27 protein-coding genes are annotated in these 25,371 nt (G+C 55.5%); 15 read left to right on the top strand and 12 right to left on the bottom strand.

Annotated features, from left to right (window positions below; translation table 11 throughout):
- Positions 1 to 3: 3 nt before the first annotated feature.
- From RS584_RS12905 to ruvB, 4 genes are all read left to right on the top strand, one after another.
- Positions 4 to 744: a YebC/PmpR family DNA-binding transcriptional regulator gene (locus RS584_RS12905; protein WP_003859747.1), complete on the top strand. Its 741-nt coding sequence runs from the start codon at positions 4 to 6 to the stop codon at positions 742 to 744.
- Between the two features lie 34 nt (positions 745 to 778).
- Positions 779 to 1,300 (top strand): crossover junction endodeoxyribonuclease RuvC, encoded by a 522-nt coding sequence (ruvC, locus tag RS584_RS12900; RefSeq protein ID WP_003859749.1) that lies wholly within the window; start codon positions 779 to 781, stop codon positions 1,298 to 1,300.
- An 80-nt stretch (positions 1,301 to 1,380) separates the two neighbouring features.
- On the top strand, positions 1,381 to 1,995 hold the full coding sequence (ruvA, locus tag RS584_RS12895) for a Holliday junction branch migration protein RuvA (protein ID WP_003859751.1): 615 nt from the start codon (positions 1,381 to 1,383) through the stop codon (positions 1,993 to 1,995).
- Between the two features lie 8 nt (positions 1,996 to 2,003).
- Positions 2,004 to 3,014, top strand: coding sequence for a Holliday junction branch migration DNA helicase RuvB (ruvB, locus tag RS584_RS12890; RefSeq protein WP_315748012.1), 1,011 nt, complete (start codon positions 2,004 to 2,006; stop codon positions 3,012 to 3,014).
- Between the two features lie 52 nt (positions 3,015 to 3,066).
- Here the strand turns inward: ruvB and znuB are convergent, their stop codons facing one another.
- Together znuB and znuC are read right to left on the bottom strand one after the other, a co-directional pair.
- Positions 3,067 to 3,852 (bottom strand): zinc ABC transporter permease subunit ZnuB, encoded by a 786-nt coding sequence (gene znuB / locus RS584_RS12885; RefSeq protein WP_315748011.1) that lies wholly within the window; start codon positions 3,850 to 3,852, stop codon positions 3,067 to 3,069.
- Complete coding sequence (gene znuC / locus RS584_RS12880; RefSeq protein WP_017384350.1) at positions 3,849 to 4,604, bottom strand: zinc ABC transporter ATP-binding protein ZnuC; 756 nt, start codon at positions 4,602 to 4,604, stop codon at positions 3,849 to 3,851. The genes znuB and znuC overlap by 4 nt, the downstream gene beginning before the upstream one ends.
- A 77-nt stretch (positions 4,605 to 4,681) precedes the next feature.
- Here znuC and znuA point away from each other — a divergent pair, with 77 nt between their 5' ends.
- The 3 genes from znuA (at position 4,682) to lpxM (ending at position 8,050) form a co-directional block, all read left to right on the top strand.
- The gene (gene znuA, locus RS584_RS12875) at positions 4,682 to 5,626 is read left to right on the top strand and encodes a zinc ABC transporter substrate-binding protein ZnuA (protein WP_032103662.1); all 945 of its coding nucleotides are present in this window, start codon (positions 4,682 to 4,684) and stop codon (positions 5,624 to 5,626) included.
- A gap of 15 nt (positions 5,627 to 5,641) precedes the next feature.
- Positions 5,642 to 6,961 (top strand): murein DD-endopeptidase MepM, encoded by a 1,320-nt coding sequence (gene mepM, locus RS584_RS12870; protein ID WP_003859762.1) that lies wholly within the window; start codon positions 5,642 to 5,644, stop codon positions 6,959 to 6,961.
- 117 nt (positions 6,962 to 7,078) lie between these two features.
- Positions 7,079 to 8,050 (top strand): lauroyl-Kdo(2)-lipid IV(A) myristoyltransferase, encoded by a 972-nt coding sequence (gene lpxM / locus RS584_RS12865; protein ID WP_015570283.1) that lies wholly within the window; start codon positions 7,079 to 7,081, stop codon positions 8,048 to 8,050.
- 43 nt (positions 8,051 to 8,093) lie between these two features.
- Here lpxM and pyk read toward each other — a convergent pair whose 3' ends face one another.
- Together pyk and RS584_RS12855 are read right to left on the bottom strand one after the other, a co-directional pair.
- Complete coding sequence (gene pyk / locus RS584_RS12860; RefSeq protein ID WP_003859767.1) at positions 8,094 to 9,536, bottom strand: pyruvate kinase; 1,443 nt, start codon at positions 9,534 to 9,536, stop codon at positions 8,094 to 8,096.
- A gap of 114 nt (positions 9,537 to 9,650) precedes the next feature.
- A complete protein-coding gene (locus tag RS584_RS12855) occupies positions 9,651 to 10,520 on the bottom strand; it encodes a MurR/RpiR family transcriptional regulator (protein ID WP_003859769.1) in 870 nt (289 codons plus the stop codon).
- A 356-nt stretch (positions 10,521 to 10,876) separates the two neighbouring features.
- On the opposite strand from RS584_RS12855, the gene zwf reads away from it, so the two are divergent.
- The 3 genes from zwf (at position 10,877) to kdgA (ending at position 15,077) form a co-directional block, all read left to right on the top strand.
- On the top strand, positions 10,877 to 12,352 hold the full coding sequence (gene zwf, locus RS584_RS12850) for a glucose-6-phosphate dehydrogenase (RefSeq protein ID WP_003859771.1): 1,476 nt from the start codon (positions 10,877 to 10,879) through the stop codon (positions 12,350 to 12,352).
- Positions 12,353 to 12,584: 232 nt separating this feature from the next.
- Complete coding sequence (gene edd, locus RS584_RS12845) at positions 12,585 to 14,396, top strand: phosphogluconate dehydratase (RefSeq protein WP_017384346.1); 1,812 nt, start codon at positions 12,585 to 12,587, stop codon at positions 14,394 to 14,396.
- Positions 14,397 to 14,435: 39 nt separating this feature from the next.
- Positions 14,436 to 15,077 (top strand): bifunctional 4-hydroxy-2-oxoglutarate aldolase/2-dehydro-3-deoxy-phosphogluconate aldolase, encoded by a 642-nt coding sequence (kdgA, locus tag RS584_RS12840; protein ID WP_003859774.1) that lies wholly within the window; start codon positions 14,436 to 14,438, stop codon positions 15,075 to 15,077.
- A gap of 74 nt (positions 15,078 to 15,151) precedes the next feature.
- On the opposite strand, the gene purT is transcribed toward kdgA, so the two are convergent.
- Positions 15,152 to 16,330, bottom strand: a complete 1,179-nt coding sequence (purT, locus tag RS584_RS12835) for a formate-dependent phosphoribosylglycinamide formyltransferase (protein ID WP_315748010.1) — start codon at positions 16,328 to 16,330, stop codon at positions 15,152 to 15,154.
- Between the two features lie 171 nt (positions 16,331 to 16,501).
- On the opposite strand from purT, the gene RS584_RS12830 reads away from it, so the two are divergent.
- Both RS584_RS12830 and ptrB read left to right on the top strand, forming a co-directional pair.
- Positions 16,502 to 17,152: a tellurite resistance TerB family protein gene (locus RS584_RS12830; protein ID WP_315748009.1), complete on the top strand. Its 651-nt coding sequence runs from the start codon at positions 16,502 to 16,504 to the stop codon at positions 17,150 to 17,152.
- Positions 17,153 to 17,227: 75 nt separating this feature from the next.
- A complete protein-coding gene (ptrB, locus tag RS584_RS12825) occupies positions 17,228 to 19,303 on the top strand; it encodes an oligopeptidase B (RefSeq protein ID WP_315748008.1) in 2,076 nt (691 codons plus the stop codon).
- On the opposite strand, the gene exoX is transcribed toward ptrB, so the two are convergent.
- From exoX to RS584_RS12810, 3 genes are all read right to left on the bottom strand, one after another.
- Positions 19,285 to 19,947, bottom strand: a complete 663-nt coding sequence (gene exoX / locus RS584_RS12820) for an exodeoxyribonuclease X (protein ID WP_015570288.1) — start codon at positions 19,945 to 19,947, stop codon at positions 19,285 to 19,287. The two genes, ptrB and exoX, sit on opposite strands and share 19 nt — an antisense overlap.
- A gap of 24 nt (positions 19,948 to 19,971) precedes the next feature.
- The gene (locus tag RS584_RS12815) at positions 19,972 to 20,622 is read right to left on the bottom strand and encodes a carbon-nitrogen hydrolase family protein (RefSeq protein WP_058685749.1); all 651 of its coding nucleotides are present in this window, start codon (positions 20,620 to 20,622) and stop codon (positions 19,972 to 19,974) included.
- A gap of 111 nt (positions 20,623 to 20,733) precedes the next feature.
- A complete protein-coding gene (locus RS584_RS12810) occupies positions 20,734 to 20,964 on the bottom strand; it encodes a DNA polymerase III subunit theta (RefSeq protein ID WP_003859784.1) in 231 nt (76 codons plus the stop codon).
- Between the two features lie 137 nt (positions 20,965 to 21,101).
- Here RS584_RS12810 and yobA point away from each other — a divergent pair, with 137 nt between their 5' ends.
- From yobA to RS584_RS12795, 3 genes are read left to right on the top strand one after another with little or no spacing between them, the layout of a single operon-like run.
- A complete protein-coding gene (gene yobA, locus RS584_RS12805) occupies positions 21,102 to 21,473 on the top strand; it encodes a CopC domain-containing protein YobA (RefSeq protein WP_017384342.1) in 372 nt (123 codons plus the stop codon).
- A gap of 1 nt (position 21,474) precedes the next feature.
- Complete coding sequence (copD, locus tag RS584_RS12800) at positions 21,475 to 22,344, top strand: copper homeostasis membrane protein CopD (protein ID WP_060460458.1); 870 nt, start codon at positions 21,475 to 21,477, stop codon at positions 22,342 to 22,344.
- A 16-nt stretch (positions 22,345 to 22,360) separates the two neighbouring features.
- A complete protein-coding gene (locus RS584_RS12795; RefSeq protein ID WP_060460457.1) occupies positions 22,361 to 22,699 on the top strand; it encodes a YebY family protein in 339 nt (112 codons plus the stop codon).
- Positions 22,700 to 23,021: 322 nt separating this feature from the next.
- Here RS584_RS12795 and RS584_RS12790 read toward each other — a convergent pair whose 3' ends face one another.
- The 4 genes from RS584_RS12790 to RS584_RS12775 form a co-directional block, all read right to left on the bottom strand.
- Positions 23,022 to 24,107, bottom strand: a complete 1,086-nt coding sequence (locus RS584_RS12790; RefSeq protein ID WP_315748007.1) for a tyrosine-type recombinase/integrase — start codon at positions 24,105 to 24,107, stop codon at positions 23,022 to 23,024.
- The gene (locus RS584_RS12785) at positions 24,076 to 24,348 is read right to left on the bottom strand and encodes an excisionase (RefSeq protein WP_023300430.1); all 273 of its coding nucleotides are present in this window, start codon (positions 24,346 to 24,348) and stop codon (positions 24,076 to 24,078) included. Before RS584_RS12785 ends, RS584_RS12790 begins: the two co-directional genes overlap by 32 nt.
- A 356-nt stretch (positions 24,349 to 24,704) precedes the next feature.
- Positions 24,705 to 24,950, bottom strand: a complete 246-nt coding sequence (locus tag RS584_RS12780; RefSeq protein WP_063932422.1) for a hypothetical protein — start codon at positions 24,948 to 24,950, stop codon at positions 24,705 to 24,707.
- A 161-nt stretch (positions 24,951 to 25,111) separates the two neighbouring features.
- Entirely contained in the window at positions 25,112 to 25,333 is a 222-nt protein-coding gene (locus RS584_RS12775; RefSeq protein ID WP_315748006.1) for a TraR/DksA family transcriptional regulator, read from the bottom strand.
- Positions 25,334 to 25,371 lie beyond the last annotated feature (38 nt).

Below are 25,371 nucleotides of genomic sequence, written 5' to 3'. Positions count from 1 at the left end.
TTTATGGCAGGTCATAGTAAGTGGGCCAACACCAAACACCGCAAAGCGGCACAGGATGCCAAACGCGGTAAAATCTTTACCAAAATCATTCGTGAGCTGGTGACAGCGGCGCGTCTGGGCGGCGGCGATCCGGCCTCTAACCCACGTCTGCGCGCAGCGGTGGATAAAGCCCTGTCCAACAACATGACGCGTGACACCCTGAACCGTGCCATCGCACGTGGCGTGGGCGGTGATGAAGACGCGAACATGGAAACCATCATTTATGAAGGTTACGGTCCTGGCGGTACGGCGGTGATGGTTGAGTGTCTGTCCGACAACCGTAACCGTACCGTTGCGGAAGTGCGCCACGCGTTCACCAAAACTGGCGGCAACCTGGGCACAGACGGTTCTGTAGCGTACCTGTTCAGCAAAAAAGGCGTCATCTCCTTCGAGAAAGGCGACGAAGATGCGATCATGGAAGCGGCGCTGGAAGCCGGTGCGGAAGACGTGGTGACCTACGACGACGGCGCTATTGATGTTTACACCGCATGGGAAGAGATGGGTGCCGTGCGCGATGCGCTGGAAGCGGCTGGCCTGAAGGCGGATAACGCTGAAGTCTCCATGATCCCGTCTACCAAAGCGGACATGGATGCGGAAACCGCACCCAAACTGCTGCGTCTGATCGACATGCTCGAAGACTGCGACGACGTGCAGGAAGTGTATCACAACGGTGAAATCTCTGATGAGGTTGCAGCGACTCTCTGATGAGAGCCTGTAAACCGTTTACGGGAGACGCGTGATGTCGATTATTCTCGGGATTGACCCCGGCTCACGCGTCACCGGCTATGGCGTTATCCGTCAGGTGGGACGCCAGCTAACCTACCTCGGCAGCGGCTGTATTCGCACCAAAGTGGACGATCTGCCGTCGCGCCTGAAGCTCATCTATGCGGGCGTGTCGGAGATCATCACCCAGTTCCAGCCGGACTATTTCGCCATCGAGCAGGTCTTTATGGCGAAAAACGCTGATTCGGCGCTAAAGCTCGGTCAGGCACGCGGCGTTGCCATCGTCGCTGCCGTGAACCAGGATTTGCCGGTATTCGAATACGCGGCAAGACAGGTTAAGCAGACGGTGGTGGGCATCGGTAGCGCGGAGAAAAGCCAGGTGCAGCATATGGTGCGTACCTTATTAAAGCTTCCCGCGAACCCGCAGGCCGACGCCGCCGATGCGCTGGCCATTGCGATTACCCACTGTCACGTCAGCCAGAATGCGATGCAAATGAGCGAGTCGCGGCTCAATCTGGCGCGAGGCAGGTTACGATAATGACAAATCAGGCTGGATGTTTATCCAGCCTTTTTTTATTATGTCGGCAGTTAATTTCTTCCAGAACGCAGGAGCGTCACGTGATAGGCAGACTCAGAGGCATCATCATTGAAAAACAACCCCCGTTAGTACTGCTGGAAGTGGGGGGCGTGGGCTATGAAGTCCATATGCCAATGACCTGCTTCTATGAGCTGCCGGAGGCGGGCAAAGAGGCGGTTGTCTTTACCCAGTTTGTGGTGCGTGAAGACGCTCAGCTGCTGTACGGCTTCAATAACAAACAGGAACGCACCCTGTTCCGCGAATTGATTAAAACCAACGGCGTCGGGCCGAAGCTGGCCCTGGCGATTCTGTCCGGTATGTCAGCGCCACAGTTTGTGAACGCCGTTGAGCGTGAAGATCCGGCTGCGTTAATTAAACTTCCGGGCATCGGGAAGAAAACCGCCGAGCGTTTGATTGTCGAGATGAAGGACCGCTTCAAAGGTCTGCATGGCGATCTGTTCACGCCGGCAGCCGATCTGGTGCTGACTTCCCCGGGCGCGCCTGCATCTGATGATGATGCCGAGCAGGAAGCGGTTGCCGCGCTGGTGGCGCTGGGCTATAAACCTCAGGAGGCCAGCCGGATGGTGAGCAAAATTGCTAAACCGGATGCCAGCAGTGAAACTCTGATTCGTGAAGCGCTGCGCGCTGCATTGTGAGGTAAAGGATGATTGAAGCAGACCGCCTGGTATCGGCAGGCACTATTCAGCCAGATGACGTGGTGGATCGCGCGATCCGTCCCAAACTGCTGGATGAGTACATCGGCCAGCCGCAGGTTCGTTCTCAGATGGAGATTTTCATCCAGGCGGCAAAGCTGCGCGGCGATGCGCTCGATCACCTGCTGATTTTTGGGCCGCCGGGGTTAGGTAAAACCACCCTGGCGAATATCGTCGCCAATGAAATGGGCGTTAACCTGCGTACCACCTCCGGCCCGGTACTGGAGAAAGCAGGCGATCTGGCGGCAATGCTCACCAACCTTGAACCGCACGACGTGCTGTTTATCGATGAGATCCACCGCCTGTCACCGGTGGTGGAAGAGGTGCTCTACCCGGCGATGGAAGACTATCAGCTGGATATCATGATCGGCGAAGGTCCGGCTGCTCGCTCCATCAAAATCGATCTGCCGCCGTTCACCCTGATTGGCGCGACGACGCGTGCCGGGTCGTTGACCTCTCCGCTGCGCGACCGCTTTGGTATTGTGCAGCGCCTGGAGTTTTATCAGGTTGCAGATCTTCAGCATATCGTTGGCCGCAGCGCGCGCTACATGGGGCTGGAGATGAGCGAGGAAGGGGCGTTTGAAGTGGCGAAACGCTCTCGCGGTACGCCGCGTATTGCTAACCGTCTCTTGCGCCGCGTGCGTGACTTTGCCGAAGTGAAGCACGACGGCACGATTTCCGTTGAGATTGCCGCCCAGGCGCTGGATATGCTGAATGTCGATGCCGAAGGCTTTGACTATATGGACCGTAAGCTGCTGCTGGCGGTGCTGGATAAGTTCTTTGGCGGGCCGGTAGGGCTGGATAACCTGGCGGCGGCAATTGGCGAAGAGCGTGAGACTATCGAGGACGTGCTGGAGCCGTATCTGATCCAGCAGGGCTTCTTGCAGCGTACCCCGCGTGGTCGTATGGCAACGGTGCGGGCGTGGAATCATTTCGGCATTACGCCGCCCGCGATGCCGTAAGCAGCGATAAATGGTAGCCCCGGTAAGCGAAGCGCCACCGGGGATATGCTGACTACTGCGCGGTCTTTTTCATCATACTGAAAATAAACAACACCGCCGCGCACAATACCACCGACGGCCCTGCTGGCGTGTCATAAAACGCCGAGAAAGTTAACCCGCCCGTGACCGCGATCATTCCGATAATCACCGCGATACCGGCCATTTGCTCCGGCGTACGCGCAAAACGGCGCGCCGTGGCGGCAGGGATTATCAGCAGCGACGTGATGATCAGCGCGCCGACAAACTTCATCGCCACGCCGATGGTTAACGCCGTCACCAGCATCAATAGCAGCTTCACGCGCTGAAGCTTCACGCCGTCGACAAAGGCCAGATCCGGGCTGACGGTCATAGCCAGTAAATTTCGCCACTGCCACAGCAGGATCCCGAGCACCACTGCCACGCCAATGGCAATAGAAACCAGATCTTCGGGCGTGACGGCCAGCAGATCGCCGAACAGATAGGCCATCAGGTCCACGCGGATGTTTGACATCAGGCTCACTACCACCAGGCCCAGCGACAGGGCGCTGTGCGCCATAATGCCGAGCAGGGTATCAATTGCCAGATGAGGGCGTTTTTCCAGCCAGACCAGACCGGCAGCCAGCAGCAGAGTGACGACAATCACCGCATAAAACGGGTTCACGTCCAGTAACAAACCAAACGCCACACCCAGCAATGAAGCATGGGCCAGCGTATCGCCGAAATAGGACATTCTGCGCCAGACGACAAACGAGCCGAGTGGACCCGCGGCGCAGGCAAGCATAATCCCGGCCAGCCAGCCGGGCAGTAACAGTTCAATCATGAGTGTCCATTTCCCCGACGCAGGACGATTCGTCCCTGTAAATCATGGCGGTGATTGTGATTATGACGATAGATGCCCAGCTGCTCGGCGCCACGATGGCCAAACATAGAGATAAATTCCGGATGCATTGACACCACTTCCGGCGTGCCGGAACAACAAATGTGATGGTTCAGGCACAGCACTTCGTCGGTTTTGGCCATCACCAGATGCAGATCATGGGACACCATCAGCACCGCGCAGTTTAGCTCCCGACGGAGCTGGTCAATCAGATCGTACAGCGCAACCTGACCGTTGACGTCAACACCCTGCGTCGGCTCGTCCAGGACCAGCAGCTGAGGGCTGCTGAGCAGGGCGCGGGCAAGTAATACGCGCTGGGTTTCACCGCCCGACAGCTTTTGCAAGGGCGCCTCAACAAGATGTCCCGCCTGAACGCGTTTCAGCGCCGGGAGGATATCCGCTTTACGCGTACCGGGACGGAGGCGCAGGAAGCGGCTCACCGTCAGGGGCAGGGTGGCATCGAGGTGTAATTTTTGCGGCACATAGCCGATACGCAACTTGTCTTGGCGGACGATAACACCTGCATCAGGGGCTACCAGGCCTAATACGACGCGTACCAGCGTCGACTTGCCTGCACCGTTAGGGCCGAGCAGCGTGAGTATTTTGCCGGGCTTCAGATTCAGCGACACGTCAGAAAGGACGCGGCGCTGGCCGAATGAGACCGAAACATTTTCAAGAGAAACTAAAGTCGTCATGTCAATTTAAGCTTGCAGAAGTCATAGAATGTTATAATATCACATTCCACGCATTCATTACGATGATTAGTCGCATTATGTTACAGAAAAATACGCTTCTTTTCGCAGCTTTATCCGCTGCTCTTTGGGGTACAACAGCACAAGATGTTAACGCCGCCGTTGTCGCTTCGCTTAAACCGCTTGGGTTTATCGCCTCTGCCATCGCGGATGGGGTCACTGAGACCCAGGTTCTGCTGCCTGATGGTGCTTCCGAGCATGATTATTCCCTGCGTCCATCTGATGTAAAACGCTTACAGAACGCGGACTTAGTCGTCTGGATTGGTCCTGAGATGGAAGCGTTCATGCAGAAGTCAGCCAGTCAGCTTCCCGCTGAGAAACAGGTGACGATTGCCGGGCTGTCCGGCGTGAAACCGTTACTCATGAAAGGAGCTGAGGACGAGGGTGACGAACACGACCACGACCATGCTCACGGTGAAAAAGGTGACGACCATCACCATCACGGCGAATACAACATGCATCTCTGGCTCTCCCCAGAGATAGCGCGGCTTACAGCGGTTGCAATCCACGACAAATTAGTGGAACTTATGCCGCAAAGTCGAATCAAACTCGACGCCAACCTGAAGGATTTTGAGGCTCAATTAGCTGCAACCGACAAACAGGTGGGTAACGAGCTCGCACCGCTTAAAGGAAAAGGGTACTTCGTTTTTCATGATGCCTACGGGTATTACGAGAAACATTACGGTCTGACCCCGCTGGGGCATTTTACCGTCAACCCTGAAATTCAGCCTGGTGCGCAGCGTTTACATGAAATCAGAACACAGTTGGTTGAGCAAAAAGCGACATGCGTTTTTGCTGAGCCACAGTTCAGGCCAGCGGTCGTAGAAGCCGTGGCCAGGGGAACATCCGTGCGCATGGGAACCCTTGACCCGCTAGGTACGAACATCCAGTTGAGCAAAGCGAGCTATTCGCAGTTCCTCAGCCAACTGGCGAATCAGTATGCGAGCTGCCTGAAAGGAGATTAACGAGGAAGTGAATACGTGCAACAGATAGCCCGCTCTGTCGCCCTGGCATTTAACAATCTGCCTCGACCCCACCGCGTTATGCTGGGGTCGCTTACAGTTCTCACATTAGCGGTCGCCGTCTGGCGGCCCTATGTTTACCACCCGAGTTCCGCCCCAATCATTAAAACCATCGAACTGGAGAAGAGCGAGATCCGCTCTCTGCTGCCTGAGGCCAGCGAGCCTATCGATCAGGCCGCTCAGGAAGATGAAGCGATTCCCCAGGATGAGCTGGATGACAAGATCCAGAATGAAGCCGGCATTCATGAATATGTTGTATCTACTGGCGATACGCTGAGCAGCGTCCTGAACCAGTACGGTATCGACATGGGCAACATCAGCCAGCTCGCCGCATCCGATAAAGAGCTGCGTAACCTGAAAATTGGTCAGCAGCTTTCCTGGACCCTAACGCCCGACGGCGATCTGCAACGTCTGACCTGGGAGATGTCCCGTCGCGAAACCCGCACCTACGATCGCACTGCAAACGGTTTCAAAATGACCAGCGAATTGCAGCAGGGCGACTGGGTTAACAGCGTCATGAAAGGGACCGTCGGCGGCAGCTTTGTTTCCAGCGCACGCGATGCCGGCCTGACCAGCGCTGAAATCAGCTCGGTGATCAAAGCCATGCAGTGGCAGATGGATTTCCGCAAACTGAAAAAAGGCGATCAGTTCTCTGTCCTGATGTCCCGCGAAATGCTGGACGGTAAGCGCGAGCAGAGCCAGCTGGTGGGCGTTCGTCTGCGTTCAGACGGCAAAGACTACTACGCTATTCGCGCGGAAGACGGTAAGTTCTATGACCGCAGCGGTACGGGTCTGGCAAAAGGCTTCCTGCGTTTCCCAACGGCGAAACAGTTCCGCGTCTCCTCCAACTTTAACCCGCGTCGTCTGAACCCGGTAACTGGCCGCGTAGCGCCGCACCGTGGCGTTGACTTCGCCATGCCGCAGGGCACGCCAGTGCTGGCGGTAGGGGATGGTGAAGTGGTCATGGCGAAACGCAGCGGTGCTGCTGGCTACTACGTTGCTATTCGTCACGGTCGTACGTACACCACCCGCTACATGCACCTGCGTAAACTGCTGGTCAAACCGGGCCAGAAAGTGAAACGTGGCGATCGCATCGCGTTGTCCGGTAACACCGGCCGGTCGACGGGTCCGCACCTGCACTACGAAGTGTGGATCAACCAGCAGGCGGTTAACCCGCTGACGGCAAAACTGCCGCGTACCGAAGGGCTGACCGGCAAAGATCGCAAAGATTACCTGGCGCAGGTGAAAGAGGTGATGCCGCAGCTGCGCTTCGACTAAGCTCTCCTGATTTAAAAAGCCGGCGTCAGTATGCGCCGGCTTTTTCTTTTGTGCGCGGGCGGCAGCCTCGCTACACTATCCGAATATATTTTTGCGTCACCAGACCCTGGAACCCGCATGGAAACCAAAAAAAACAATATTGAGTACATTCCCGAGTTTGAAAAATCTTTTCGCCACCCGCGTAACTGGGGCGCCTGGCTTGGCGTATACGCGTTTGCTGGCATGGCGTTGCTACCTGCTTCCCTCCGCGATCCGGTGCTCGGCAAAGTGGGGCGCCTGGCAGGGCGCTTAGGTAAAAGCGCACGCCGCCGCGCGCAAATAAATCTGTTGTACTGTTTTCCGGATAAAAGCGACGCCGAACGCGAAGCAATCATTGATGACATGTATACCACCGCGCCACAGGCCATGGCGATGATGGCGGAACTGGCGCTGAAAGGGCCGGAGAAGATCGTCGAACGCGTTGACTGGAAAGGGCTGGAGATCATCGACGAGATGCGTCGCAATGATGAAAAGGTGATTTTCCTGGTGCCGCACGGCTGGGGGGTAGACATTCCGGCGATGTTAATGGCGTCGCAGGGCCAGAAAATGGCGGCGATGTTCCATAATCAGGGAAACAAAATCTACGACTTCGTCTGGAATACCGTGCGCCGTCGCTTTGGCGGGCGTTTGCACGCCCGAAACGATGGCATTAAGCCTTTCATTCAGTCGGTACGTCAGGGTTACTGGGGCTACTATCTGCCCGATCAGGACCACGGCCCGGAACACAGCGAGTTTGTCGATTTCTTCGCAACCTATAAAGCCACGCTACCCGCGATTGGTCGCCTGATGAAAGTCTGCCGCGCCCGCGTGATCCCACTGTTCCCGGTTTATGACGGTAAAACGCATCGCCTGAGCATTGAGGTACGTCCGCCGATGGACGATCTGCTGACCGCAGACGATCACACCATCGCACGTCGCATGAATGAAGAGGTGGAGGTGCTGGTGGGGCCGCATAAGGAGCAATATACGTGGATCCTGAAGCTGCTCAAAACGCGCAAACCTGGCGAAACAGAGCCGTACAAGCGTAAAGAGCTTTTCCCGAAGAAATAGGAAACCTTCACCCCTCTCCCCTTAGGGGAGAGGGGAGCGGAGCTTACTCTACGGTCAGTACGCGGGTGGTATTGGTTGAGCCGATGGTGCTCATCACGTCACCCTGCGTCACGATAACGATATCACCGGATACCAGATAACCTTTGTCGCGCAGCAGGTTCACGGCATCGTGCGCGGCGGCCACGCCGTCGTTGGTGCTGTCGAAGTATACTGGCGTCACGCCGCGATACAGCGCCGTCAGGTTCAACGTACGCTCGTGACGGGACATGGCGAAGATCGGCAGACCGGAGCTGATACGGGACGTCATTAGCGCGGTACGGCCAGATTCGGTCATGGTGATGATCGCCGTGACCCCTTTTAGGTGGTTGGCTGCGTACATCGCAGACATCGCAATCGCTTCTTCCACGTTGTCGAACTGAATGTCCAGACGGTGTTTAGAGACGTTAATGCTTGGGATCTTCTCTGCACCCAGGCACACGCGCGCCATGGCGGCCACGGTTTCTGCCGGATACTGACCTGCCGCGGTTTCCGCTGACAGCATCACCGCATCGGTACCATCCAGCACGGCGTTCGCCACGTCCATGACTTCCGCACGGGTCGGCATTGGATTGGTGATCATGGATTCCATCATCTGGGTGGCGGTGATCACCGCGCGGTTCAGCTGACGCGCGCGACGGATCAGCGCTTTCTGGATACCGACCAGTTCAGGGTCGCCAATTTCCACGCCCAGGTCACCACGGGCAACCATCACCACGTCAGACGCCAGGATCACGTCGTCCATCGCGTCCTGATCGCAGACCGCTTCAGCGCGTTCCACTTTCGCAACGATTTTCGCATCGCAGCCTGCATCGCGCGCCAGGCGGCGAGCATAGTTCAGATCTTCGCCGCAGCGCGGGAAGGAGACGGCCAGGTAATCCACGCCGATCTGCGCTGCGGTCACGATATCCGCTTTGTCTTTATCGGTCAGCGCTTCGGCAGACAGGCCACCGCCGAGTTTGTTGATGCCTTTGTTGTTGGAGAGCGGGCCGCCGACGGTCACTTCGGTGAATACCTTCATACCCTGAACTTCCAGCACTTTCAGCTGTACGCGTCCGTCGTCCAGCAGCAGGATGTCGCCAGGCACAACGTCAGCAGGCAGACCTTTGTAGTCAATACCCACTTTTTCCTTATCGCCTTCGCCTTTGCTCAGGTTGGCATCCAGCAGGAATTTATCGCCGATGTTGAGGAAGACTTTGCCTTCTTTAAAGGTCGATACGCGGATTTTTGGACCTTGCAGGTCACCGAGGATAGCAACATGGCGGCCCAGTTTAGCTGCGATTTCACGCACTTTGTCGGCACGTAATTTATGGTCTTCTGGCGTACCGTGAGAGAAGTTCATGCGCACCACGTTGGCACCCGCGGCGATAATCTTTTCGAGGTTATTATCGCGGTCGGTGGCCGGGCCTAAGGTGGTGACGATCTTGGTTCTGCGAAGCCTTCTGGACATGTAATACTCCGTTGACTGAAACAACTTTGGTGTTGCGTGAACATAGAATCGGCCTTCATCTATCGCAAGGCAGTAGCGAGGGGACCGAATGCCGTAAATCGTACATCGTAGTTATTAGGGAACATCGCTCTTTATAAGCAATTCTTTATCAAAACGCGATTCTTTCAGGGCTTCCTTGACCCGCTTCAAGTTATCCCGGAATTTTGCGCCCCGTCGTAAGGTAAAACCGGTCGCCAGCACGTCGATGACCGTCAACTGCGCCAGGCGGGAGACCATCGGCATGTACATGTCGGTGTCCTCCGGTACGTCCAGGGTAATAGCGAGCGTCGCTTCCCTGGCCAGCGGCGTACCTGCCGTCGTCAGGGCGATGACCATCGCATCGTTGTCACGCGCGAGCTGCGCCAGCTCCACCTGGCTCTTGGTGCGGCCCGTATGGGAGATGAGTACCACGACATCATCTTCACTACAATTCATACAGCTCATGCGTTGCAGCACAATGTCATCGGAGTAAATCACCGGCACGTTAAAGCGAAAGAACTTATTCATGGCGTCATGCGCCACGGCGGCGGACGAGCCAAGGCCAAAGAAGGCAATCCGTTTGGCCTGCGTGAGAAGATCGACCGCGCGATTCACTGAACTCATGTCCAGAGACTGGCGAACGTGGTCGAGCGTGGCCATAGCCGATTCAAATATTTTTGCGGTGTAAGCATCAACGCTGTCGTCTTCATCTACATTGCGATTAACATACGGGGTGCCGTTTGCCAGACTTTGGGCCAGATGCAGTTTAAAATCAGGAAAGCCGCGCGTGTCCAGACTACGACAGAATCGATTGACCGTCGGTTCGCTGACGCCCGATTCCTGTGCCAGAGCAGCGATGCTTGAATGAATCGCCTGAGCGGGCGCGGCGAGAATAACTTCAGCCACTTTGCGCTCGGATTTGCTAAGGTGTTCCAGTTGAAACTGGATTTTTTCCAGCATGTTCATTGTTAACAAGACGCTCATGAGGGCATAAACGATTTCATAAAGAGATGAAATCTTGATTCGATTTAGCCGATATTACCCCCGGGACTCCCGAAAGGGTAATCGTCGACAAGAAATGTTGTTGTTTTTTTTCATTACTTGATCGACGTCGGGTTTTGCTCTGACCCTGTTGCGCAAAGAATCGACGTTTGTTGCGTCATCAGACGGGCGTTATGGCCCGGGTGACGAAAAATCACCGTATCGCACGCGACGTTAAGCGCTAATGGTTTCAGGAAACGCGTAAAAGCAGTACAGTGCATTGTAATAAAATTACAACGATACCTGGCAGAGTACCAGGCGATCTAACTGAGGAGAATGACATGGCGGTAACGCAAACAGCCCAGGCATGTGACCTGGTCATTTTCGGCGCGAAAGGCGATCTTGCACGCCGAAAATTGCTGCCTTCCCTGTATCAGCTCGAAAAAGCGGGCCAGATCCATCCCGACACCCGAATCCTTGGGGTAGGACGCGCAGACTGGGATAAGGAGGCTTATACCAAAGTCGTGCGCGAGGCGCTCGAAACGTTCATGAAAGAGAAAATCGATGAAAGCCTTTGGGATAAGCTGAGCGGGCGTCTCGATTTCTGCAACCTGGACGTCAACGATGTAGGCGCCTTTACCCGTCTGGGTGAAATGCTTGACCAGGAAAATCGTGTCACTATTAACTATTTCGCCATGCCCCCAAGCACCTTCGGCGCCATCTGCAAAGGTCTGGGCGAAGCGAAGCTGAACGCCAAACCGGCGCGCGTGGTGATGGAGAAACCGCTGGGTACGTCGCTGGCGACCTCGCGTGAAATCAACGACCAGGTGGGCGAGTTCTTTGAGGAGTGTCAGGTTTACCGTATTGACCACTATCTGGGCAAAGAGACGGTACTGAACCTGCTGGCGCTGCGTTTTGCCAACTCCCTGTTCGTGAACAACTGGGACAACCGCACTATCGACCACGTGGAAATTACCGTGGCGGAAGAGGTGGGCATCGAAGGCCGTTGGGGCTACTTCGACCAGGCCGGCCAGATGCGTGACATGATCCAGAACCACCTGCTGCAAATTCTGTGCATGATTGCCATGTCTCCACCGTCAGATCTGACGGCCGACAGCATTCGTGATGCCAAAGTGAAAGTGCTGAAATCACTGCGCCGTATTGACCGCTCCAACGTGCGTGAGAAAACCGTGCGCGGCCAGTACACCGCAGGTTTTGCCCAGGGGAAAAAAGTTCCTGGCTATCTGGAAGAAGAGGGCGCGAACAAGTCCAGCAACACCGAGACGTTTGTGGCGATCCGTGTGGATATCGACGACTGGCGCTGGGCCGGTGTGCCGTTCTACCTGCGTACCGGTAAACGTCTGCCGGCAAAATGCTCCGAAGTGGTGGTCTACTTCAAAAATCCGGAACTGAACCTGTTCAAAGAATCCTGGCAGGAACTGCCGCAGAACAAACTGACCATCCGTCTGCAACCGGACGAGGGTGTGGATATTCAGATCCTCAACAAAGTGCCAGGCCTTGATCACAAACACAACCTGCAAACTACCAAGCTGGACCTGAGCTACTCTGAAACCTTCAACCAGACGCATCTCGCCGATGCTTACGAGCGTCTGCTGCTGGAAACCATGCGTGGTATCCAGGCGCTGTTCGTCCGCCGCGATGAAGTGGAAGAGGCGTGGAAGTGGGTCGACTCTATCACTGAAGCGTGGGCAGCCGATCAGGACGCGCCAAAACCGTATCAGGCGGGAACCTGGGGACCTGTCGCCTCCGTTGCGATGATCACCCGTGATGGACGCTCCTGGAACGAGTTTGAATAACCCCGTCTCTAGCCCAAAGGTGTTATTTTACCGGTAACATGATCTAACACAGCAAGTGGCATAATTTTTATCTTTTAAGCTCCGCGTGGATTCACCCGCGGAGCTTTTTTTATTACACTCCCTTCAGACATTTTGCCCCTGTGCTCCGGATATCAGGCGTTTCAGCGTTGTTAACAACCGTCAGAAACTGTGTAAACTCCCGAGCCTGGACAGATAAATTAGAGGAGCTTTTATGAATCCGACATTGTTACGCGTAACACAACGCATCGTTGAACGCTCGAAAGAGACCCGTGCTGCCTACCTTGCCCGCATCGAACAGGCGAAGAGTGAAACTGTCCATCGCTCTCAGCTGGCCTGCGGGAATCTGGCCCACGGCTTTGCGGCCTGCCAGCCTGGTGATAAAGACGCGCTGAAAAGCATGTTGCGTAACAATATCGCCATCATTACCTCCTATAACGACATGCTTTCAGCCCACCAGCCGTATGAGGCCTACCCGGCTATCATCCGCAATGCGCTGCACAGCGTGAACGCGGTGGGCCAGGTTGCAGGCGGCGTGCCGGCCATGTGTGATGGCGTAACCCAGGGCCAGGACGGTATGGAGCTGTCCTTGCTGAGCCGCGAAGTGATCGCCATGTCGGCGGCAGTGGGCCTCTCTCACAACATGTTTGATGGCGCGCTCTATCTGGGCGTGTGCGACAAAATCGTCCCGGGGCTGGTGATGGCCGCGCTGTCGTTTGGCCATCTGCCAGCGATTTTTGTGCCGTCAGGCCCGATGGCTAGCGGTCTGCCAAACAAGGAAAAAGTCCGTATCCGCCAGCTGTATGCCGAAGGAAAAGCGGACCGTCAGGCACTGCTGGAAGCGGAAGCCGCGTCCTATCATGCGCCGGGCACCTGTACGTTCTACGGTACGGCCAACACCAACCAGATGGTGGTGGAGTTTATGGGTATGCAGCTGCCGGGCTCGTCGTTCATCCAGCCGGATGCGCCACTGCGTAAAGCGCTGACCGAAGCCGCAGCCCGTCAGGTGACGCGCCTGACCGGTAACGGCAACGAGTGGATGCCAATGGGCAAAATGGTGGATGAAAAAGTCATCGTAAACGGGATTGTCGCCCTGCTGGCGACCGGCGGTTCAACCAACCATACCATGCACCTTGTCGCGATGGCGCGCGCGGCGGGCATTCTGATCAACTGGGATGACTTCTCCGATATCTCCTCCGTGGTACCGCTGATGGCGCGTCTGTACCCGAACGGTCCGGCGGACATCAACCACTTCCAGGCCGCGGGCGGCGTGCCGGTGCTGATGCGCGAGCTGCTGAAAGGCGGCCTGCTGCATGAGGATGTCAACACGGTGGCGGGCTTTGGCCTGCATCGCTATACCCTTGAACCGTGGCTGAACAACGGTGAGCTGGACTGGCGCGAAGGGGCGAGCGACTCGCTCGATCCTCAGGTTATCGCAACCTTCGAACAGCCGTTCTCTCCTCACGGCGGCACCAAAGTGCTGAGCGGTAACCTTGGACGTGCCGTGATGAAAACCTCTGCCGTACCGGAAGAGAATCAGGTTATCGAAGCCCCGGCGGTGGTGTTTGAAAGCCAGCACGACGTTTTACCTGCCTTTGACGCGGGTCTGCTTGATAAAGACTGTGTGGTCGTGGTGCGTCATCAGGGACCAAAAGCGAACGGGATGCCAGAATTACATAAACTTATGCCGCCGCTTGGTGTATTATTGGACCGCCGTTTCAAAATTGCACTGGTAACCGATGGACGCCTTTCAGGGGCATCCGGTAAAGTGCCTTCAGCGATTCATGTCACCCCGGAAGCCTACGACGGCGGCTTGCTGGCGAAAGTGCGTGATGGTGACATGATCCGCGTTAACGGTCAGACAGGCGAGTTAACCCTGCTGGTGGATGAAGCAGAGCTGGCGGCGCGTCAGCCACATATTCCTGACCTGAGCGCGTCACGCGTGGGTACCGGACGCGAAATGTTTGGTGCGTTGCGTGAGAAACTCTCCGGTGCGGAGCAGGGCGCAACCTGTATTACGTTTTAAGACGACTTGATTTTAACGATCTGGCGAGAGAAAACTCTGATGAAAAACTGGAAAACAAGTGCAGAAGCAATCCTGACCACTGGCCCTGTCGTGCCGGTTATTGTGGTAAACAAACTGGAGCACGCTGTCCCAATGGCGAAGGCACTGGTTGCGGGTGGCGTTCGCGTTCTGGAAGTGACCCTGCGTACCGCCTGTGCGATGGATGCGATCCGTGCTATCGCCAAAGAAGTGCCGGAAGCGATCATTGGTGCCGGTACGGTTCTGAATGCGCAGCAACTGGCGGAAGTGACCGAAGCGGGCGCACAGTTTGCCATCAGCCCGGGGCTGACTGAGCCCCTGCTGAAAGCCGCAACCGAAGGTTCTATTCCGCTGATCCCGGGTATCAGCACCGTTTCTGAACTGATGCTGGGCATGGACTACGGCCTGAAAGAGTTCAAATTCTTCCCGGCTGAAGCGAACGGCGGCACCAAAGCGTTGCAGGCGATTGCGGGCCCATTCTCCCAGGTGCGTTTCTGCCCAACGGGCGGCATCTCTCCGGCCAACTACCGTGACTATCTGGCGCTGAAAAGCGTGCTGTGCATCGGCGGCTCCTGGCTGGTTCCGGCGGATGCGCTGGAAGCAGGCGACTGGGATCGCATCACTAAACTGGCTCGCGAAGCGGTAGAAGGCGCGAAACAGTAAGTTTGTTTGCCGGGTGTCGGCTGCGCCTAACCCGGCCAGCCAGACAGTTAAAACGGGCCTTTCGGCCCGTTTTTTTATCCTGCTACGCTGACGTTCGCAGCCGCTCTTTTTGCTCTCGCGACGGCTTCGTCCACGTTTTCTCCGGTTGCTAATGCCACGCCCAGACGACGGCTTCCGTCGATCTCCGGTTTGCCGAACAGCCGGACCTGCAAACCTGCGCCAACCGCACCTTCGACGTTATCAAAGGTGACATTCTGGCTGGTCAGCTGCGGCAGGATCACCGCCGAGGCTGCCGGGCCGTACTGACGGATGCCGCCAACCGGCAGGCCGAGGAAAGCGCGTACGTGCAGCGCGAACTCGGAGAGATCCTGTGAAATCAGCGTTACCATCCCGGTATCGTGCGGGCGAGGGGAGACTTCGCTGAAGATCACCTCGTCGCCGCAAACAAACAATTCCACGCCGAACAGGCCGTAGCCGCCCAGCGCCAGCACCGTCTTGCGGGCGATCTCCTGTGCGCGTGCCTGCGCCAGCGCGCTCATCTGCTGCGGCTGCCAGGATTCGCGATAATCGCCGTCTTCCTGCCGATGACCAATCGGGTCGCAGAAATAAACGCCATCCACGGCGCTGACGGTGAGCAGGGTAATTTCAAAATCAAACTTCACCACGCCTTCCACGATGACGCGCCCGGCCCCGGCTCGGCCGCCCTGCTGGGCATAGTCCCAGGCGTTGTCCAGCGTGCTGCTGTCGCGGATAAAGCTCTGCCCTTTGCCGGAGGAGCTCATTACCGGCTTAATGATGCACGGGTAGCCAATCTCCTCTACGGCCTGGAGAAACGCAGCTTTATCCCCGGCAAAACGGTAGCTGGAGGTCGGGAGCTGTAATTCTTCTGCCGCCAGGCGACGAATGCCTTCCCGGTTCATGGTCAGTTTTGCCGCAGTGGCGCAGGGCACCACGCGCTGCCCTTCCTGTTCAAGGGCAACCAATATCTCAGTGGCAATTGCCTCAATTTCAGGTACCACGAAATCCGGTTTTTCGTCGGCAATTAACGCCCGCAGCGCATTACCGTCAAGCATATCGATGACGTGCGAGCGATGCGCGACGTGCATGGCGGGCGCATTCGCGTAACGGTCCACCGCAATCACTTCCACACCCAGACGCTGGCATTCAATGGCCACTTCTTTACCCAGTTCACCCGATCCCAACAGCATGACGCGCGTCGCGGCGGGACGCAGCGCGGTTCCTAAACGAGTCATAAAAATCCCCCTGAAAAAGATGCGGGCAGTATAAACGAAAACGTTTGCGTCTGTCTTGTATGGGGATAACCGGACAGGGGTGAAATTTGCGCTTCTTTAGTACTGACAGACATTTCCTGACACCCGCTCGCTTAGGCTGTGAAGGTTACGCACTGTTACGTGAGGAAAAATATGTCAGGCTGGATGAATCAACTGCAATCCCTGTTGGGACAAAAAGGCTCGTCGTCCGGCGAGCAGGGTCTGAGCAAGCTGCTGGTGCCGGGTGCGCTCGGCGGGCTGGCCGGTTTGCTGGTTGCCAATAAATCATCGCGGAAACTGCTTACCAAATACGGTACCGGCGCGCTGCTGGCAGGCGGAGGGGCTATTGCAGGCTCCGTCTTATGGAACAAATACAAAGACAATGTGCGCAGCGCGCATCAGGATGAACCGCAGTACGGGGAGCAGGTATCGCCGTTAGATTTACGCACCGAACGTCTGATCCTCGCCCTGGTCTTTGCGGCCAAGAGCGACGGGCATATTGATGCCAGTGAACGTGCCGCAATTGAACAGCAGATGCGGGAAGCGGGCGTTGAGGAGCAGGGCAGGGCGCTGGTGGCGCAGGCGATCGAACAGCCGCTTGATCCGCAGCGTCTGGCGCAAAGCGTGAAAAACGAAGAAGAGGCGCTGGAACTCTATTTTCTGAGCTGTGCCGCCATCGATATCGATCACTTTATGGAGCGCAGCTACCTGAACGCCCTGGGCGATGCGCTGAAGATCCCACAGGACGTTCGTGAGGGAATTGAGCAGGATATTCAGCAGCAGAAGCAGACCCTCGTGGGCTAGAAGGCCATGTTTCGCTTGCATCATACGCGTGTTTTGCCAACCTTATAGGATGTAAAACGAAAAAGTAAGAATGCCATGCCTCCAAAAGCCCGACGTACTCCTTATGCGATCACCACGCATGGCGATACGCGTATAGATAACTACTACTGGCTGCGGGACGATTCTCGTTCCCGGCCAGAGGTGCTGGACTATCTGCACGAGGAAAACGACTATGGCCGCCAGGTCATGGCCAGCCAGCAGGCGCTTCAGGATCAACTTCTGAAGGAAATGGTGCAGCGTATCCCCCAGCGTGATGTCTCTGCCCCGTGGTGCAAAAACGGTTATCGCTATCGCCATATTTATGAGCCGGGAAACGAATATCCCATCTACCAGCGCCAGTCTGTGCTGAGCGCCGAGTGGGACGAATGGGAGATCCTGCTGGATGCCAACAAACGTGCGGCCCACAGTGAGTTTTATACGCTGGGCGGCATGTCCATTTCCCCCGATAACGCCATTATGGCGCTGGCTGAGGATTACCTCTCCCGCCGCCAGTACGGTTTGCGTTTCCGCAATCTTGAAACGGGAAACTGGTATCCCGAAATGCTGGATAATGTCTCCCCCGATTTCGTCTGGTGTAACGATTCAGAAACGGTCTACTACGTTAAAAAGCATGCCTCAACGCTGCTGCCTTATCAGGTCTGGCGTCATACGGTGGGGACCGATTCCGCCGACGATGAACTGGTGTATGAGGAAAAAGACGAGACGTTCTATGTCAGCCTGCACAAAACGTCGTCTCGCCACTACGTGATCATTTTCCTCTCCAGCGCCACCACCTCAGAAGTGCTGCTGCTGGATGCAGAGCTGCCGGATGCGCAGCCTCTGTGCTTCCTGCCGCGCCGTAAAGATCATGAGTACAGCCTGGATCACTTCCAGCACAGCTTTTACCTGCGTTCGAACCGCGAGGGCAAAAACTTTGGCCTTTATAAAACCAAAGTGCGCGATGAACGCAAATGGGAAGTGTTAATTCCCGCGCGCGATCAGGTGATGCTGGAGGGGTTCACCCTGTTTACCGACTGGCTGGTGGTGGAAGAGCGTCAGCGCGGACTGACCAGTATCCGCCAAATCAACCGCAAAACCCGCGAAGTGGTGGGCATTGCGTTCGATGACCCGGCTTACGTAACGTGGATCGGCTTTAACCCGGAACCGGAATCGTCCCGCCTGCGGTACGGCTATTCGTCGATGACCACCCCGGATACGTTGTTTGAACTGGATATGGACACCGGGCAGCGTCAGGTGATTAAACAGGCTGAGGTCCGGGGTTTTGAGTCGGAAAATTATCGCAGTGAGCACCTGTGGGTGACCGCACGCGACGGCGTTGAAGTCCCAGTGTCGCTCGTCTATCACAAGGCGCACTTCAACAAAGGTAAAAACCCCATCCTCGTCTATGGCTATGGCTCCTATGGATCCAGCATGGACGCCGATTTCAGCAGCAGCAGGCTGAGCCTGCTCGACCGCGGTTTTGTTTATGCGATTGCCCATATTCGCGGCGGCGGCGAGCTGGGTCAGCACTGGTATGAAGACGGAAAATTTCTCAAAAAGAAAAATACCTTTAATGACTACCTTGATGTTTGCGATGCGCTGATCGCGCAGGGTTATGGCGATCCGCAGCTCTGCTTTGGCATGGGGGGCAGCGCCGGGGGCATGCTAATGGGCGCCGTGATCAACCAGCGGCCTGAACTGTTTAAAGGGGTTATCGCCCAGGTGCCGTTTGTGGACGTGGTGACGACCATGCTGGATGAGTCCATTCCACTGACCACCGGGGAGTTTGAGGAGTGGGGGAACCCGCAGGATGAAACCTATTATCGCTACATGAAAGAGTACAGCCCGTATGATAACGTCGAGGCGAAAGCCTATCCGCATATGCTGGTGACCACCGGCCTGCACGATTCCCAGGTACAGTACTGGGAGCCCGCGAAATGGGTGGCGAAGTTGCGTGAGCTGAAAACTGACGATAATCTGCTGCTGCTGTGTACCGATATGGACTCGGGGCACGGCGGGAAATCAGGGCGATTTAAATCCTATGAAGGGGTGGCGCTGGAGTACGCCTTTTTGATTGGCCTGGCGCAGGATACGCTGCCAGGCCGGGCGGGGACTCAGGCTTCGCCTAAATAATGCTTCAGCGTCAGGCGCAGTTCCGGGCTCATTCTGTCGAGGTTGTTGTACAGCCAGCGCAGATAGCCCGGATCTTTGTCCGCCACTTCCGATACTGGCTTCCCGCGATATTTTCCGAACGTAAAGGTGGTCAGTAGCGCGGGGCGCCCGGTAATGGTCGCCATATCGTCTGGCGTCCAGCCGGAAGTATTCATGATATCAATCAGGAGCGCTGCGGTGATGTAGCAGTCGTAAAGGGCGCGGTGATGATGCAGCCCTTCCGGCGTCCGCACGCTGAGTTTACGCGACTTATACAGCGCCATATTGCTGTATTTGATCCCCGGCCACAGACGGCGCGCCAGCTTCATGGTGCAAATCCATTCGCCGGGCATCTCCGGCAGCACGCGGCGGTCAAAGCTGGCGTTATGGGCCACATACCACTGGCTACCGTGGTAAAGAGGGATGATCTCTTCAATCCACGGCTTATCCGCCACCATCGATTCCGTAATACGATGTATCGCCATCGCCTGCGCACTGATGGGACGATCCGGGCGCACCAGATGGCTCATTGGGTTGACTATCTTTCCGTCAATCACGTCGACAGAAGCGACTTCCACAATTCCACCCTGCAAATCACAGGTTTCGGTATCGATAACGCGCAGCATTGATCGCTCCTGATCCTAAAATGCCTAGCCTAATGGAATGATATCGCCTTGCCAACCCTGTTGGCCTAAAGAACCGGTTAGCAGCAGTTCTCCCTTATCGGCACGTACGATCAGCTGACCTTTTTCATCCCATAACGCGCTACCGCCGCGCGCGTTCGCCATTAATACCGCGATGGCGTACTTGTGCGCGAAGCGTTGTAACGAACCGATGGATTGCCGCCAGCGATGCTCGCCCACGGCCAGGCTGCTGGTGAACAGCGTTGCCTCCGGGTCCAGTTCCGGGGCGTCAGCCTGGTTATCCACGATGGTTAACCGTTTATCGCCAGGAATAACACCCGCACCGTTGCCCTGCGGATAACGCCGGATGGTCGACAGGTTAGGGGTGAAAAGCGCGAGTCCTTTCTGGCGCTGGCCGTGTTGCTGGAGTGTAATACCAGCAATCACCGTGATGAAACGTGACTGGGCGGCGTGAAGGAGGGGGGCAAGCTGCAAATCGTCAGGGGGTGGGGGTAAGGATGTTCCGCCTGGGCCGGTAAGCGAAAGCTCCGGAAAGACGATCAAATCGCACCCATGCCAGGCAGCCTCGGCAATAAAGTACAGGTGATGTTTTACGTGCTCATCAACACAGTTGTGCCGCGGGGCATACTGAGCCGCGGCAATATTCCATCGTGACATCGTGACTTCCTTATACACTAAGTCGCTGGGATTTTAAGATTACACCTAAATTTATCAGGGTTTTCTTATCCTGCCACATAACGCGTAAGGAAGTGTAACGAGACGTTAAGCTTATTTAACTTTAGGTTCGTACGGCAGGCGCGAGAGATTGACGGAGGCGAGGCGATGCGCAATGAGACGTTCGCGAAACCAGTCGCGGAGATGCGCGGGTTGTTCACGCTCTACCACTTCAGCCACGACGGGCATGTTGTAACGCTCTTTGAATGCGACCCCCGCGGCGGCGAGATCGACATTCACTTTGTCCATCTCGTCCTGAGGAAGGGCGGCCAGATTAACGTTCATTTCCTTCTCCTTTTTCTGCGGCGGCAACGTTACCGCGATTGTTCAACGATGACAAGGGAGCAAAGGATGTTCCTCGACTCGTTAATTATACAGAGTTATTCTTTAGCATTCAGGCATAACGAAAAGGAATGATTGTGATGCATTTTACCCCTTCCCGTGTCGCGTGCGCGCTGGCATTTCTGCTCTCTTCAGCCATCACGCCCTCAGTTCTGGCCCATGCGCATCTTAAGCAGCAATCCCCGCAGGAAAATACCGTTGCGGTGGCACCAGAGGTCATTACCCTGAACTTCTCGGAAGGCATTGAGCCTGCCTTCAGCGGCGTGGTGGTGACAGACGCACAGCAGCACAAGATCCAGACCGGCGCGGTGAAGCGTGACGAGAAGGATAACGCAAAGCTGATTGTTCCTCTTGAGAAACCGTTGACGTCCGGCACCTACACGGTGGACTGGCATGTGGTCTCCGTGGATGGCCACAAAACCAAAGGCAGCTATCACTTTAGCGTGAAATAGCATGCTGACCCTGAGCTACGTCGCGTTACGCTTTATCCATTTTGCTGCGCTGATGCTGCTTTTCGGCAACGCGCTCTACAGCGTCTGGTTTGCGCCGTCTTCGTTGCAGCGCCTCATGATCCGGCGTTTCCAGCGGCAGCAGAAACTCGCGGCCTTAATCAGCCTGATAGCGGCTCTGCTGATGTTTGGCCTGCAAAGTGGGTTGATGGGCAACGGCTGGGGCGATGTCATTCGTCCGGCGGTCTGGCGCAGCGTGCTGGGAACGCAATTTGGCGGCGTCTGGTTGTGGCAAATGGTGCTGGCCGCTGTGACGGCGGGCGCTGCATGGCTTACCCCGCAAAAAGGCTCACGGCTGTTACTGCTCGCGATGGGGCAGCTGGTGCTGCTGGCGGGCGTGGGACATGCCGCGATGAACGGTGGCGCACCGGGAGCGTTGCATCGTCTCAACCATGCGCTTCACCTGCTCTGCGCCGCGACCTGGGTGGGTGGTTTACTGCCGCTGCTGTTTTGCATGCGTCTGGCGAAAGGCCGCTGGCAGCCAGCCGCTATCTTTACCATGATGCGCTTCTCCCGCGTGGGGCATTACGCCGTGGCAGGCGTGCTGCTGACCGGGATAATCAATACGCTCTTTATTGTTGGCATAAACGTGCCGTGGCAGGCGCCTTATGTCCAGCTGTTGTTGTTCAAATGTGCGCTGGTCATGATGATGGTGGCAATTGCGCTGGCGAATCGGTATTTTCTTGTGCCACGCTTTCGCCCGGAGGCCGGGCGGGAACAACAGATTTTTATCAGGATGACACAGGCAGAGGTGGTGCTGGGCGCGCTGGTACTGGCGGCCGTCAGCCTGTTCGCGACCTGGGAACCCTTCTGACAAGGTTAAATAACATATGAAAAAGACACTGCTTTCTCTTTTACTTCTCACCTGTGCCACCAGTGCGCTGGCCGCGCCGCAGGTCATCACCGTCAGCCGGTTTGAAGTGGGTAAGGACAACTGGGCATTTAATCGTGAAGAAGTCATGCTTACCTGCCGTCCCGGTAACGCACTGTATGTCATCAATCCCAGTACGCTCGTGCAGTATCCGTTAAATGACGTGGCGGAGCAGCAGGTTGCCAGCGGGAAAAGTAACGGACAGCCTGTCAGCGTGATCCAGGTAGATGACCCGGCAAACCCCGGGCAGAAGAAGAGTCTGGCGCCGTTTATTGAGCGCGCTGAAAAGCTCTGCTAGCCGTCAGGTTTCCAGTAAAAAAAAACCGCAGGTGCTTGTAAAAGCTCTGCGGTTTTTCACATTTAGTGATGTTCTGACGCTTTTTTTCAGACCACTTTTGCTGTGGACTGGAAAACCTGACGTCGTCATCTATTCTTAAAGGGCAAGGCGATTGAGCCTGCATTAATGCCAACTTTTAGCGCACGGCTCTCTCCCAAGAGCCATTTCCCTGGACCGAATACAGGAATCGTATTCGGTCTCTTTTTATCTATTTGTTTTTCAAGGGTTTTTTAGGTGTTAACACGAAATCCCCCGAAAATTACTCGAATATTCCATATCCTGTCTAAACCATAACATACTCTGCACCACGTGCGTCCAGGTATTTTTTGGTCATTGTTAAATTTTTGTGGCCAAGTAAACGCTGAGCAAAATCCTCTCCGCGCTCCTTTTCATAGAGCCTGCTCGCCAGACTTCTAATCTCATGGAAAGGCGGTGGGTTAGGTCCGAATTTTAACCCGGTCGAATCCCTTATCTCTGCAAAGGCCTGGGTGAGTCCGTCAGGAGTCAGCGGCCCCGGCTTTCTACCCCCGCGGCGAACCGGCGAGTAAAGCATGAAGTCGGAAGGGTTGTTCAACCGACAACGATCAATGACATCCTGCAACACAAGCCCGGCGACGTCCAGCCTCAAATCAAGGGGAAGTGCCAGTTTGTGACCTGTTTTCTCCTGCGTAACGAAAAGCCTCCCATCTTTAATGTCACTGAACCTGAACAGTGAGATATCCTCCCGCCGCTGGCCGGTGACCAGTGCCAGATCGCATGCGTTTGGCGCCCATTCAGAATGAGTTAACGCAGCCTGGCGGATGACCGTGAATTGTTCGAGCAGCAAGCGTTCCCGCTTAACTTTCGGTGTCGGCGTTCGCGTCGGTTCTGCCGGGTTCCTGTCGACATGTCCTTCCACAATCGCCTCCCTGAAGATGTCCATCAGAACAGACCGTAGCCCGGAAGCCATGCTTTTTTTATCGCAGAGAATGTACGCTTCAAGGAATGAGGCGATATCCTTTGTGGTGACTGATGCGAGGGGTATTTTTCCGAACTCTTCCTTTATGGTTGCGATCTGGTTTCGCCTGACCTTCATCGTGTTTGGTTTCAGCTCGCGCCGCTCGAGAATCACCTCGTAACGCTCCAGCCATGCAGCCACTGTGAAAGTGGGCACGTCTTTTATGCGATCCAGGAGAGAAGAGGGAAGGTAATTCTGGTCGATGTAGTTGTTGGCCTCAATGGCCTGGGCAACAGCATCCTTGCGATCAATCCGGCCAAGAGAAATCTCCTGCCCGGTCACCGGATTGCGCCAGCTGTAAAGTCTGTCTCTTTTACGATAGGTCAGGTTACGGGGCAGGTTAGCGTCGTAACGTACTGGCCTTTTCGCCATGAGTCAGTCTCTCCAGTAAGGTGCCGCCGGACGGCAGTTTGGTGTGTTTCGGTTTAGCGCGCAGATTCTTCTTGCGCGGATCCACGTAGATAGCGTCAGGCTGAACTTTATATTCCTTTCCGTGCAGCTCAGGCGCGGGATAAATTCGCCCCTCCCGCGTCCATCTACGCAGAGTAGAAAGGGAGGGTGGAGTCGTGTAGACCTCAGCAGCCCATTCCTGCAAATTGAGAAGCTTAGCCATGAGAACTCCTTAGCCACCTGGCATTATATGCGAGGCCGCGTTGACGTGTTGATTAATCGAAATCAGGTAAAAAGAAGCTCGGCGCGGGGCCGGGCAAAAGGGATCACGAGGTGGCGCTTTCGCACCCAATAGCCAGCTCATAACTGGCTATCAGTTGCGTCGAAACTTTTTGTTATTTGTTTTGGGAAGTAAGGGTGAGGTTTCAGCTAACTAAACAATCAATTTTCAGAAAAAAAACAGCAGCTTATGTACGCCATTCCTGCGCTTATTGGCGATCAAGCCTTCTTAATGATCATCAATCATTATCTAATAACACAAAAAAACCGCCACATTGGGCGGTATTAGGGTTTGATATGTCAGATGTGTCTTATGACGGGAGGAATGTCCAATATCTTAGCTGCGTCTAGAACGTCCTTTTCGCTTGGTTCCGCAGAACCTTTCTCATATGCATAAAAATACTCTTTATTTTCAGGGAAAATGGATGCTGTATAGACATGGCGTTTTGTTCCATTAGCCTGAAACAAATCAACATCTTCAGGGAATCTACTTACAGAATGTTTTGTGGGCTGCTTACCCTGTTCAAAAAAGATAAAATATGGCATTTCTTTCCTCTTTATGGCTGAGTCGTTGTTAACCTTCCAGAAACTATCGCTCTACTTTTCTTAAAACCATATAGGATGTTAATGCAATTTTATTGTTTACAGCAAAACAATATCCATGCAGTCGTATATAAGCTCGCCGTTAAAAATCATTCCGCGCTCTTTCACTGGATCCCCCTCGGCTTATTCTTCAGCTCAATGACGGATTGGCAATCCGCGCATGTCTGGCATCCGGGAACGGCAGCGCGCCGCGGCTCCGGGATATCCTCGCCGCATTCAGCGCAATGCTCAGCTGATACAGCGTTGCGGTTTAGGCGGTGAGCGGAAATGGCAGCGTTACGCTGAAGCTCTTCAATCTCTGCTGCGGTGTCGATGATATCGGCCATGGTCAATGCTCCCGGAACTGTCGGTTAATTCGGTTGAA

It is taken from the genome of Enterobacter sp. DTU_2021_1002640_1_SI_PRY_ASU_LCPMC_013 (assembly GCF_032389435.1).
Classification (GTDB): domain Bacteria; phylum Pseudomonadota; class Gammaproteobacteria; order Enterobacterales; family Enterobacteriaceae; genus Enterobacter; species Enterobacter hormaechei_C.
Note: the sequence above shows the minus strand (reverse complement) of the source record. Positions and strands in the feature narration are given on the sequence as shown.

Bases quoted from the DNA above. Each gene is read 5' to 3' on its own strand.
- RS584_RS12905 (WP_003859747.1), top strand. From the start codon at position 4: ATGGCAGGTCATAGTAAGTGGGCCAACACCAAACACCGCAAAGCGGCA.
- ruvC (WP_003859749.1), top strand. From the start codon at position 779: ATGTCGATTATTCTCGGGATTGACCCCGGCTCACGCGTCACCGGCTAT.
- ruvB (WP_315748012.1), top strand. From the start codon at position 2,004: ATGATTGAAGCAGACCGCCTGGTATCGGCAGGCACTATTCAGCCAGAT.
- znuB (WP_315748011.1), bottom strand. From the start codon at position 3,852: ATGATTGAACTGTTACTGCCCGGCTGGCTGGCCGGGATTATGCTTGCC.
- znuC (WP_017384350.1), bottom strand. From the start codon at position 4,604: ATGACGACTTTAGTTTCTCTTGAAAATGTTTCGGTCTCATTCGGCCAG.
- znuA (WP_032103662.1), top strand. From the start codon at position 4,682: ATGTTACAGAAAAATACGCTTCTTTTCGCAGCTTTATCCGCTGCTCTT.
- lpxM (WP_015570283.1), top strand. From the start codon at position 7,079: ATGGAAACCAAAAAAAACAATATTGAGTACATTCCCGAGTTTGAAAAA.
- pyk (WP_003859767.1), bottom strand. From the start codon at position 9,536: ATGTCCAGAAGGCTTCGCAGAACCAAGATCGTCACCACCTTAGGCCCG.
- RS584_RS12855 (WP_003859769.1), bottom strand. From the start codon at position 10,520: ATGAACATGCTGGAAAAAATCCAGTTTCAACTGGAACACCTTAGCAAA.
- zwf (WP_003859771.1), top strand. From the start codon at position 10,877: ATGGCGGTAACGCAAACAGCCCAGGCATGTGACCTGGTCATTTTCGGC.
- edd (WP_017384346.1), top strand. From the start codon at position 12,585: ATGAATCCGACATTGTTACGCGTAACACAACGCATCGTTGAACGCTCG.
- kdgA (WP_003859774.1), top strand. From the start codon at position 14,436: ATGAAAAACTGGAAAACAAGTGCAGAAGCAATCCTGACCACTGGCCCT.
- purT (WP_315748010.1), bottom strand. From the start codon at position 16,330: ATGACTCGTTTAGGAACCGCGCTGCGTCCCGCCGCGACGCGCGTCATG.
- RS584_RS12830 (WP_315748009.1), top strand. From the start codon at position 16,502: ATGTCAGGCTGGATGAATCAACTGCAATCCCTGTTGGGACAAAAAGGC.
- ptrB (WP_315748008.1), top strand. From the start codon at position 17,228: ATGCCTCCAAAAGCCCGACGTACTCCTTATGCGATCACCACGCATGGC.
- exoX (WP_015570288.1), bottom strand. From the start codon at position 19,947: ATGCTGCGCGTTATCGATACCGAAACCTGTGATTTGCAGGGTGGAATT.
- RS584_RS12815 (WP_058685749.1), bottom strand. From the start codon at position 20,622: ATGTCACGATGGAATATTGCCGCGGCTCAGTATGCCCCGCGGCACAAC.
- RS584_RS12810 (WP_003859784.1), bottom strand. From the start codon at position 20,964: ATGAACGTTAATCTGGCCGCCCTTCCTCAGGACGAGATGGACAAAGTG.
- yobA (WP_017384342.1), top strand. From the start codon at position 21,102: ATGCATTTTACCCCTTCCCGTGTCGCGTGCGCGCTGGCATTTCTGCTC.
- copD (WP_060460458.1), top strand. From the start codon at position 21,475: ATGCTGACCCTGAGCTACGTCGCGTTACGCTTTATCCATTTTGCTGCG.
- RS584_RS12795 (WP_060460457.1), top strand. From the start codon at position 22,361: ATGAAAAAGACACTGCTTTCTCTTTTACTTCTCACCTGTGCCACCAGT.
- RS584_RS12790 (WP_315748007.1), bottom strand. From the start codon at position 24,107: ATGGCGAAAAGGCCAGTACGTTACGACGCTAACCTGCCCCGTAACCTG.
- RS584_RS12785 (WP_023300430.1), bottom strand. From the start codon at position 24,348: ATGGCTAAGCTTCTCAATTTGCAGGAATGGGCTGCTGAGGTCTACACG.
- RS584_RS12780 (WP_063932422.1), bottom strand. From the start codon at position 24,950: ATGCCATATTTTATCTTTTTTGAACAGGGTAAGCAGCCCACAAAACAT.
- RS584_RS12775 (WP_315748006.1), bottom strand. From the start codon at position 25,333: ATGGCCGATATCATCGACACCGCAGCAGAGATTGAAGAGCTTCAGCGT.